Origin of the sequence: Pseudomonas sp. HMSC057H01, from assembly GCF_001836405.1 — a bacterium.
GTDB classification, from domain to species: domain Bacteria; phylum Pseudomonadota; class Gammaproteobacteria; order Pseudomonadales; family Pseudomonadaceae; genus Pseudomonas; species Pseudomonas aeruginosa.
This window is the reverse complement of record NZ_KV828512.1, coordinates 254,706-263,738: the sequence shown is the minus strand read 5'-3', so window position 1 is coordinate 263,738 and position 9,033 is coordinate 254,706. Positions and strand designations below refer to the sequence as shown.

General features: G+C 66.3%; 13 protein-coding genes. 8 read left to right on the top strand and 5 right to left on the bottom strand.

All coding sequences use genetic code 11. The annotated features are described in order from the left end of the window. Positions 1-2: 2 nt before the first annotated feature. Both tse4 and HMPREF2581_RS26010 read left to right on the top strand, forming a co-directional pair. Positions 3-590 carry a type IV secretion system toxin Tse4 gene (gene tse4 / locus HMPREF2581_RS26015; protein WP_003138819.1) on the top strand — a complete coding sequence of 196 codons (588 nt, stop codon included), beginning with the start codon at positions 3-5 and terminating at the stop codon, positions 588-590. Positions 591-788: 198 nt separating this feature from the next. Continuing rightward, positions 789-1,310: a hypothetical protein gene (locus HMPREF2581_RS26010; protein WP_003119901.1), complete on the top strand. Its 522-nt coding sequence runs from the start codon at positions 789-791 to the stop codon at positions 1,308-1,310. Between the two features lie 19 nt (positions 1,311-1,329). On the opposite strand, the gene HMPREF2581_RS26005 is transcribed toward HMPREF2581_RS26010, so the two are convergent. Next, positions 1,330-1,500 (bottom strand): hypothetical protein, encoded by a 171-nt coding sequence (locus tag HMPREF2581_RS26005; RefSeq protein ID WP_003090834.1) that lies wholly within the window; start codon positions 1,498-1,500, stop codon positions 1,330-1,332. Between the two features lie 160 nt (positions 1,501-1,660). Between HMPREF2581_RS26005 and HMPREF2581_RS26000 the strand changes: the two genes are divergently transcribed. Continuing rightward, on the top strand, positions 1,661-1,885 hold the full coding sequence (locus tag HMPREF2581_RS26000; RefSeq protein WP_003090833.1) for a hypothetical protein: 225 nt from the start codon (positions 1,661-1,663) through the stop codon (positions 1,883-1,885). A 33-nt stretch (positions 1,886-1,918) separates the two neighbouring features. Here HMPREF2581_RS26000 and HMPREF2581_RS25995 read toward each other — a convergent pair whose 3' ends face one another. Next, on the bottom strand, positions 1,919-2,752 hold the full coding sequence (locus HMPREF2581_RS25995) for a 5'-nucleotidase, lipoprotein e(P4) family (protein ID WP_016254230.1): 834 nt from the start codon (positions 2,750-2,752) through the stop codon (positions 1,919-1,921). 369 nt (positions 2,753-3,121) lie between these two features. Here HMPREF2581_RS25995 and HMPREF2581_RS25990 point away from each other — a divergent pair, with 369 nt between their 5' ends. The 3 genes from HMPREF2581_RS25990 to HMPREF2581_RS25980 all read left to right on the top strand — a co-directional run bounded on the left by HMPREF2581_RS25990 (position 3,122) and on the right by HMPREF2581_RS25980 (position 4,674). Beyond that, a complete protein-coding gene (locus HMPREF2581_RS25990; protein WP_003099145.1) occupies positions 3,122-3,361 on the top strand; it encodes a hypothetical protein in 240 nt (79 codons plus the stop codon). Between the two features lie 101 nt (positions 3,362-3,462). After that, on the top strand, positions 3,463-4,242 hold the full coding sequence (locus HMPREF2581_RS25985; protein ID WP_003108892.1) for a PhzF family phenazine biosynthesis protein: 780 nt from the start codon (positions 3,463-3,465) through the stop codon (positions 4,240-4,242). A gap of 21 nt (positions 4,243-4,263) precedes the next feature. Next, positions 4,264-4,674: a nucleotide triphosphate diphosphatase NUDT15 gene (locus HMPREF2581_RS25980; protein WP_003138822.1), complete on the top strand. Its 411-nt coding sequence runs from the start codon at positions 4,264-4,266 to the stop codon at positions 4,672-4,674. 139 nt (positions 4,675-4,813) lie between these two features. Here HMPREF2581_RS25980 and HMPREF2581_RS25975 read toward each other — a convergent pair whose 3' ends face one another. Together HMPREF2581_RS25975 and HMPREF2581_RS25970 are read right to left on the bottom strand one after the other, a co-directional pair. Further along, a complete protein-coding gene (locus tag HMPREF2581_RS25975) occupies positions 4,814-5,296 on the bottom strand; it encodes a DUF6632 domain-containing protein (protein WP_003138824.1) in 483 nt (160 codons plus the stop codon). Positions 5,297-5,301: 5 nt separating this feature from the next. Continuing rightward, positions 5,302-6,270, bottom strand: a complete 969-nt coding sequence (locus HMPREF2581_RS25970) for an enoyl-CoA hydratase/isomerase family protein (RefSeq protein ID WP_003090826.1) — start codon at positions 6,268-6,270, stop codon at positions 5,302-5,304. An 87-nt stretch (positions 6,271-6,357) separates the two neighbouring features. Here HMPREF2581_RS25970 and HMPREF2581_RS25965 point away from each other — a divergent pair, with 87 nt between their 5' ends. Together HMPREF2581_RS25965 and HMPREF2581_RS25960 are read left to right on the top strand one after the other, a co-directional pair. Next, positions 6,358-6,939: a TetR/AcrR family transcriptional regulator gene (locus HMPREF2581_RS25965; RefSeq protein ID WP_003090825.1), complete on the top strand. Its 582-nt coding sequence runs from the start codon at positions 6,358-6,360 to the stop codon at positions 6,937-6,939. Positions 6,940-7,280: 341 nt separating this feature from the next. Continuing rightward, the gene (locus HMPREF2581_RS25960) at positions 7,281-8,180 is read left to right on the top strand and encodes a Dyp-type peroxidase (protein ID WP_003119903.1); all 900 of its coding nucleotides are present in this window, start codon (positions 7,281-7,283) and stop codon (positions 8,178-8,180) included. Between the two features lie 47 nt (positions 8,181-8,227). Here HMPREF2581_RS25960 and HMPREF2581_RS25955 read toward each other — a convergent pair whose 3' ends face one another. Further along, positions 8,228-8,923, bottom strand: coding sequence for an alpha/beta hydrolase (locus HMPREF2581_RS25955; protein ID WP_003090823.1), 696 nt, complete (start codon positions 8,921-8,923; stop codon positions 8,228-8,230). Positions 8,924-9,033 lie beyond the last annotated feature (110 nt).

Below are 9,033 nucleotides of genomic sequence, written 5' to 3'. Positions count from 1 at the left end.
TCATGTCGCAACTTCCCATTCCCTTGCCCCTCAACGAGAGTCGCTGGCGCTATGTGACGGCCAGCGGCGGAGGTGTGACCGTGGCCTTCCTGGCGGGCAGCGGCGGCTCCATCACGTTGCTCTCGCCGGAGGGTGAGAACGTGTCCTTCCGCTATGGCGGGGTGGGCGGCGGGATCGGACTGGGCATGCGCCTGCCGCGCTTCGGCAAGGTCAACCTCAATGTCAAGGGCAAGAGCGTTGGCGGGGCCGGTGCGCTGGAGGCGTTGCCGAGCACCGGAACCGTCTTGGTCGCGGACGGCCTGGTGGGGCGCGACCTGTCCCGCGGCGACTTCACCGGGCCCTGCATGTACGTCGAACTCGGCGCGGGAGTCATCGCCGGCGGTTCGGGCACGGCGATCCTCTTCGGCCTCGATCCCAAGCTGCTGGCGGCGGTGGCGCTGGCGAGCGCCTCGCCATTGACCGCCGCGCTGGGCGCCAGCATGTCGCGGCAATTGCTGCAATCGTCCCGTGGCGCCCTGTTGATGGCCGGGGTCAACGTCGGTGCACAGTTCGGCGGCGGCGCGGCGGCTTACCTGGGGGCGTTGTTCTGATGCAGGAGGGCGATCCGGGAGGATCGCCCTTTTTACCTTGCGCAGGCGTGCGGCGGTCAGGGCTCCGTTGAGTTCCATGGCCAGCGGGGCGGTGGCGGAAATCGTTACCGGCGCGGGGAACGGTCGTCGGAGATTCCGAACCGGCGTGGATCGGTTCTTTCCAAACAAGTCCATCCACTCGTTCGAGGTGTCGTGCTTGTGTCCAGGTTGATCATGCCCGGAGGGCCGTTGTCGCAAGAATCCGATGTCCGGATCTTCTGTTCAGCCAAGGAGCGGCTGGACTTCTACCGGCGGGAAATCCACTACGAGACGGGCCAGCTATCCAGTCGGACCAACGCCTACCTGACGGCACAGTCGTTCCTGGTCATCGCCTACGCCTCGTCGATGGCCAACCTGAACCCGGCCTGGGGCGAACTGTTCACCCTGGTAGTGCCGGCGCTCCTGGCACTGCTCGGGATCGTCAATTCCCTGCATGCCTGGCCGGGCATCCAGGCATCCTCGGAGATCATCTGCCACTGGCAGTTCAAGCAGTCCTGCCTGCTGCACAGCGATCCGGAAATCGGCCTGGCCTACGATGATTCGCCATTGTTCAGCGAACGCGAGGTCAACCGCGGCAGCTTCGAGAAAACCTTGCTGTTCTCGCGACGCGTGCCGTTTCTGTTCGCCGGCTTCTGGTGTGCGCTGGGCGTGTTTTCGCTTTGGCTGCAACTGGCCGGCTAGCGGCGCCGCGCTGCCGGTCTCAGTGGCTGGGCGGCAGGCACAGGTCGATGCCCAGCAGGCGGGCGCCCAGGCCGCGCAACAGATAGGTCTCGATGTGACTGCCGTCCGCACAGTCGAGCTGGTAGCCGAGGGCCAGACCGGCGGAAAGGAGGACGAAGAAGAACAGGCCGATGTGCTGGAGTTTGCTCATGATGCTTTGGGTCGGTGGCAGGAGGCAGGGGCGATTCTAGTGCAATTCGACGAGCGCCCGGAGTGGGTGCGTCCTTTTGCCGGCCCGCTGCGAACGGACGTTGACGTGACGGGCGGGCGCATTTATAAGTCCGCCACCTCCAGCGAGACGACGGTCGAACATGCGCGACGAAGACGACATCCACGAGCCCGAGCACGACCACCTGCTGGACAACGAATACCTGGAGGACGAGTTCGACGCGGCGTCCGCCGAAGACTACGCCGATGGCGGCGAGGAGAGCGAAGCCGGGCCGGCCTGGCAACCCTGCGCTTGCTGCGAGGACGTGCTGGTGGCGAGGGACGCGGACGGGCACTACGTTTGCGCGGAGTGCGCGGCGCTCGACTGACGACGGACCTTCCCTGGTGCGCAGTGTAGGGTTTCAGTCGCCGCCCATCCAGGCGCCCTGGCTCGCCGCAGCGCGGAAGCGGGCGCGGTTGGTCGGCGTGTCGGCGGGTTCCGATTCACCGAAGATGGCTTTCATCCAATGGCCGTCGGTGGGATTGGGGAAGATCACGTACTTCTCGCCGAATGCCTTGTGGTCCTCGTCGAGCAGCCGGTTGCGCTGCATCACGTCGTCGACGTAGTAGCGGCGCTGGAAGTCGTTCAGGTTGTCGCCGAGCATCAGCAACACGTCGTACTGCGCGGCGATGGCCTTCTGCGCCGGCTCTTTATTCGAGCTGTCGCGCAGGATGGTCACATGCTCTGCGTCGGCGAACGGCATGCGCAGGGCGCGCATGTTGCCCAGGGCATACTCCAGGGTCTTTTCGCCCTGGTCGCGGCTGGACACGTAGAAAATCTCCACGCCTCGGGACCTGGCGTATTCGAGGAACTCCAGGGCGCCGGGGGTCAGGCTCGGGCCGTTGGCTGCGACCCAACGGTCCCAGACGGCGTCGTCGAAGAACTCCTTGTCCTGGCTGAGCAGGAAGCTCCAGTAGCTGTTGCTGCCGAGCAGTGTATCGTCGAGGTCGCTGACGATCGCCGGTTTCCTCGCCCCGGGCTGGCGCGCGGCCAGCGCCCGGTCCAGTCGATCGCGGGCAACGTTGAAGCCCTGGTAGTAGAGGGCGCGGTATTCGGCGGCGGCCTGCCGCCAGGCGACTGCGGCGGTGAGCAGGTTCGAGGCTGGCGTTGCGGCGGGCATCTGCTCCTGGGCGTGGAGCAGGGAGCTGGCCAGCAGCAGGGTGGCGGCGATTATTGTTGTTCTGGTTCGTGGCATGGATGGGTCCTGGGCAGTATGTCCGCGCGGGAATGGCGGTGTGTTTTCATACTTCAAGGCGTGCGGTACCACAATCGCGATGGCGCAATGACGTAACCGATTGACGCGTTGTCCGGGAAGCGGCTGCGGCGGGCAAAAAAATCCCGGCCGCGTGGAGCAGGCCGGGAAAGGATCCAGGGATGTACAGCGCCCACAGCTTATGTCGGCGGCGGTTTCGATGAAGCTGCCGGATCTGGTAGGCGCGATTTTCGCGTCGATGTGTGACCCGCTTCGCCGACTATCCTGGCAAGTGGGGTCGCGAACCAATAGGATTTGCGGGTTTTATTCAATCTGGGTGAATGCGTGCAGGAAATCTACTCCGAAGAACAGATGCGCAAGGCGCTGGGCCTTGCCGAAACACGACCGAAAAAGGCCCGGACCGAGGCTAGCCAGCCGGTCCGCTACACCATCGTCGAACTGAGCGTGCGCAAGGACGGGGCGGGATTGCCGCTGCGTTTCGAACATCGCTCGCGCTCCATCAGCAAGGTCACCGCGCAACTGGAGGCGGAGAAGGAAGCCAAGCGCCAGGGTTACCAGGTCTGGGCGCTGCTGGATATCCGGCAGATCTGAGCGAGGCGCCTGCGCTGGCGCAACCGCGCGGGGGCGCGGCATTGTCCTGGTCGAGGTCCGGCTGCTAAGGTGCGCAGCCCATCGACACAGGAGTCCGGAACATGGAGCTGACGATCTTCCAGGTCGACGCATTCGCCGACAGTCCCTTCCAGGGCAATCCGGCGGCGGTCTGCCCCCTCGATGCCTGGCTGGACGACGAGCGCCTGCAGGCCATCGCGGAAGAGAACAATCTTTCGGAAACCGCCTTTGTCGTCGGCCGCGACGGCGACTATCGATTGCGCTGGTTCACGCCGCAGGTCGAGGTGGACCTGTGCGGCCATGCGACCCTGGCGACGGCCTGGGTGCTGATCCACAAGCTCGACGACGCTTCCCCGGTACTGCGTTTCGCCACCCGCAGCGGCGAGCTGAGCGTACGGCGCGAGGGCGACTCGCTGGCGATGGACTTCCCGGCCAAGCGTCCGGAACCTTGCGCGACACCGGATGGACTGCTGGAGGCGCTGGGCATTGTCGAGGCGGAAGTGCTGAAGACCGACGATTACCTCGTGGTGGTCGACGACGAAAAGACGATCGCTGCCCTGGCGCCTGACTTCGCCCGGCTGAAGGGCCTGCCGTGCCGCGGGGTGGCGGTGACCGCGCGCAGCCAGCGCTTCGATTTCGTCTCGCGCTGGTTCGGGCCCAACGTCGGCGTCAACGAAGACCCGGTGACCGGTTCCGCGCATACCTCCCTGGCGCCGTACTGGGCGCAGCGCCTGGGCAAGACCCGGCTGAGCGCCGAGCAGGGCGGGGCGCGCAAGGGGCGCCTGGAATGCGACGTGCGCGGCGAGCGGGTGGTCATCTCCGGCAAGGCGGCGTTGTACATGAGCGGTACGCTCCATCTCTGATCCCGAAGCAGGAGTGCGACGATGCCGGCACCGCAGGTAGGCGTGGGCGTCCTGATCTTGCGGGACGGCAAGGTGTTGCTGGGGCGCCGCAAGGGCAGCCACGGCGCTGGCTGCTGGTCGGCGCCCGGCGGCCATCTCGAGTTCGGCGAGGCGGTGGAGGACTGCGCCCTGCGCGAAGCCCTGGAAGAGACCGGCCTGGCGCTGAGCGAACTGCGCCACGGCCCGTTCAGCAATGACGTCTTCGAGGGGCGCCACTACCTCACCGCGTTCATCCTGGCCGGTTGCGCGGAGGATGCCGAGGCGCGCCTCATGGAGCCGGGCAAGTGCGACGGCTGGGCCTGGTTCGATTGGGCCGATCTGCCGGAGCCGCTGTTCGCGCCCCTGGCGAGCCTGCGCCGGCGGGGCTATTCGCCCTTCGATCCGGTGCGCTGAGCGACAGGCAAAAAAAATCCCGACCGCGGGGGAGCTGGTCGGGAAATACCCTTGGGGTTCGCACACACCGTGAGCATAGGCCAGTCCGCAACGGCATCAAGAGGAGCCTGTTCGAACTGCTAGGCCCCTTTGGGGGCCGTCACCTCCGCTCGACGGCGAGCGAAGGGGCTGCCCGCTTGCGTTGCGGTATCCAGAACAGCATCAGCGGCACCAGCGAGGCCCAGCCCAGCAGGACATCGCCGGCCAGGTGGATGTGTTCGCCGGGCATCAACAGTCCCTGCAGGAGCATCAGGCCGAAGTGCGCGGCATTGGCCGCCACGGTGAAGTCGATGAACAGCCGGTGGCGGAAGGGCTGGCTGGCGGCGCGCCAGAGGAATGCGCCCCAGACCAGGTAGATCGTCGAGATCATTAGCTCATAGTGCTGTCCGCCGCCTTGCTGGTCGCCCCAGCGAACCAGGCGGAGCAGCAGGCGCCCGGCGTCGGAGTCGAGCAGCGACTGGTCGAGCCGCAGGAGCAGCGTGGCCAGGGCCAGGCCGAAGAACAGCAGGAAGCCGCCGGCCATCAGGCGAATGCTCAGGGTCAGCCAAGGCGTGGCGGAAACCGGGGAAGGGGAGGCAGTCATGCAGATCACCTGTAGGCCATGTCGATGGCGTTGCCTTCGGTCAGGTCGTCGAAATCCGCACGGCGGAAAGGACGCTCTTCGCGGGTGATGGTGCGCACCCGTTCGATGTATTCGCGCATGGCGCGACGGGTATTGCCTTGGGAGGCGGCGGAGAGGAAGCCGGCCTTTTCGCTGGCCATACCCTCCGTCCAGTCGCGGGAAGCCGCCTGGTAGATCGAACGCTTGATCAGGTGCACCGCCTGCGGCGAGCGCCGGGACAGGCGTTGCGCCAGCGCGTCGGCGGCTTCCAGTAGCTCCTCCGCTGGCGCCAGCCCGTTGACCAGGCCCAGCGCAAGGGCCTGGCGCGGCTCCAGCAGTTGCCCTTCCAGGCACAGCTCCAGGGCCCTGGCTACGCCCAGGCTGCGCGCCAGCATCTGGGTGCCGCCGCCTCCCGGTATCAGGCCGATGAGTACTTCCGGCTGGCCGAGGAAGCGTTCCACCTGGTCGTCCTCGGCCATCAGGCGCAGGTCGCAGGCCAGCGCCAGCTCGCAGCCGCCGCCCAGGGCCAGGCCGTTGATCGCGGCGATGAACACCTTGTCCATGCGGCGCATGTGCGCGGTAACCTCATGGAACAGGTTCATGTCGACGACGCCTGCCAGCAGGGTGCGCCGCAGCAGCTTCCTCGCCCCAGGCAAGTGGCGCAGGAGGCTTTCGCTTTCCAGCAGCAGGCGTGTCAGCCAGGCCGGCATGGAGAAGGTGATGGGGGCGACGGCGCGCTCGATCTCGTCGACGTCGAAGTGGGTCAGGAAGACCCCATCCGCCGCTCCGGAAAGGATGACGGCACCGATGTCCTGGCGCTGCTCCAGATCGTCCAGCAGGTCGGCCAGTTCCTGCATCACCGCCGTGGTGAGGAAGTTCGCCGGGGGATTGTCGAGCAGGACTTGCAGGACGCGTCCTCGTTGTTCTATGCGCAGGTGTCGCGGTGCTAGAGTCATTGCGGCTTCCTCATTGGATAACGAGCGTTATATAACGATCATTATCCAATGTGACGACATCGTCTCCCCAACCAACGGATAGTCTGCATGCGCTACAAACCGGAACAGAAACAGGCCACCCGCGCCCTGTTGTTGAGCAAGGCCGCTCCGCTGGTGAAGCGCCAGGGCTTCGCCAGCACCGGCCTGGACACCTTGATGAAGGCGGCTGGTCTTACTACCGGGGCGTTCTACTCGCAATTCTCCAGCAAGGCGGAGTTGCTCGAAGCGATCCTGCAGCGCGAGCTGAGCGCCCAGCACGATGCCTTTCCGCTGGACAGCCTGGAGCAACTGGCCGGCGCCACCCGTCTCTACCTCAGTCGCGGTCATGCGCAGCATGCCGACATGGGCTGCCCGATTCCGGCGCTGGCCGCCGAGGTGGGCCGGGCAGGGCCCGAGGTGCGGGAAACCTTCGAACGCGCCCTGGAACAACGGCAACGGCGGCTGGCCGAACTGATGGGCGACGAGAACCGGGCCTGGGTGCTCACCTGCCTGTCGGTCGGCGCGGTGCTTCTCGCGCGTGCCCAGGCGAGCGAGGTGGCGCGCGACAAGGTCCTGGATGCGGCGCTGGAGCATGCGCTGGGCCTGCTTTCGGCGAGCGGAGCGGTTTCGCCGCAAGCGGACCGGGACTGACTGCACAACTGCAATGTTCGGCGTCTAGCGTCAGGCTTTCCCTCCGACAGGTAAGCCCATGAACGCCCATCATCTCGAACTCGCCAAGGCCCTGCTGGTGTTTGCCCTTGCCGTCGCCGGCCTGGTGGTCGGTCTCATGCCGATGGAGTTCTGAGCGACGCAGGTCCGACTTCGCGCTTTTCCCTCGTCTTCGAGTGGTCTCTGGCGTTGCACCGGTTTAGGATGCGCGGGTATTTCGGAGCCGCTTCGCTTGGCGTCGCCTGCCGCTGCGCTCCGAAACCGAGCATTGCTCGAACCAGAACGAGATCGAAGGTGCATCGCCACGAGCGGCGCACGGCCTGATGATAGATGGAGGCAACATGAGCGCGGCTCAGCCAGGCATTCTCACCCCGATTCCGGTGGTGGGTCGCTACCTGTTTTTCAGCATTTCCCAACCCGAGCAGGTGGCCGCGACCTTGGCCAGCCTGGCCGCGGCCACCGATGGTTACCAGCTGGTGGTGGGTATCGGCCATTCGCTGATGCTCAGCCTCGGCAAGACCGTCGAGGGCATGAAGGACTATCCGGTGCTCGCCGCGCCCGGCATCGACCTGCCGTCCACGCCCTCCGCGCTGTGGTGCTGGCTGCGCGGCGAGGATCGCGGCGAGGTGACGCTGCGCTCGCACGCGCTGGAACGGTCGCTGGCGCCGGCCTTCCAGCGGACCGGCGCGGTGGATGCGTTCCTCTACGGCGAGGACCGCGACCTGTCCGGCTACAAGGACGGCACCGAGAACCCCAAGGGCGATGCGGCGCTCGAAGCCGCGCTGGTCTCCGGGCGCGGTGCGGGCCTGGATGGCGGCAGTTTCGTTGCTGTCCAGCAGTGGCTGCATGACTTCGACCGGATGCAGGCGATCCCCGGCGAGGAGATGGACAACATCATCGGCCGCCGCAAGTCCGACGATGAAGAACTGGAAGACGCGCCGGCCTACGCCCACGTCAAGCGCACCGAGCAGGAAAGCTTCGAGCCCGCCGCGTTCCTCCTGCGGCGCGGCGCGCCCTGGTCCGACGAGCACCGCGCGGGGCTGTTGTTCGCCGCCTTCGGCCGCTCGTTCGAGGCCTTCGAGGTCCAGTGGCTACGGATGATCGGCGTGGAAGACGGGGTGCTCGATGGCCTGTTCCGTTTCACCCGGCCGATCAGCGGCAGCTACTTCTGGTGTCCGCCCATGGCCGACGGCCGCCTCGACCTGTCCGCCCTCGGCCTCTGAGCCCGCCGCGGCAGCAGGCCAGGCCTGCTGCCGCGTCCTGCGCGGCGCTAGTGGGCGGTGGCCACGGCGGCCTCGTCGATCAGCGCCGCTACTTCCTTCGCTCGCGAGGCCAGTGACGCGTGGCTGGCATCGAGGGTGACGATCTTCCTCGGTGCGATCCGCGCGGCCATCCGCTCCTGGTTCTCCGGCGCAATCATGCGATCGGCGCTGGAAATCTGGTACCAGGAGGGCTTGCTCTTCCAGGCCGGGCTGCCGATGGCATCGCCAAAAGTGCTGGCCAGCGGAGCCTTCTGGGTGATGCCCATGACCAGCCCTTCGTCCGCAGCGAGATCCTGGCAGAAGCTTTCGTGGAACCTGTCCGCCTTCACCCAGAGATAGCCATCGCTGTCCGGCGCCAGGTTCGCTGCGGCCAGGGGCAAGTGCTCCTGGGTGATGCCACCGGGACTTTCGCCGCTGTCGGGGGCGAAGGCGGCGATATAGACCAGCCCGACCACATTCGGCTGGTTGCCGGCCTCGGTGATCACCGCGCCGCCATAGGAGTGTCCGACCAGCAGGACCGGCCCCTGTTGCTGCGCGATCATCTTGCGCGTCCGCTCGGCATCGTCCGCCAGCGAGGTCAACGGTAGTTCGACGGCATGCAGGTTGTCGTGGCCGAGGCGTTTCAGTTCGAGAATGACCTTGCTCCAGTGGGCGGCGCCGCCCCAGAAGCCGTGGACCAGGATGATCGCAGGCAGGTTGCTCATCGTGTTGCTCCCTTGTGGGTGAGGGTTGCTGGCATGAGGCATCGCCCGGCGAGCATACGAGGTCGCGATGGGCGGGCGATAGCGGGAGGTGAGGACGTTCGTCGAAAAGA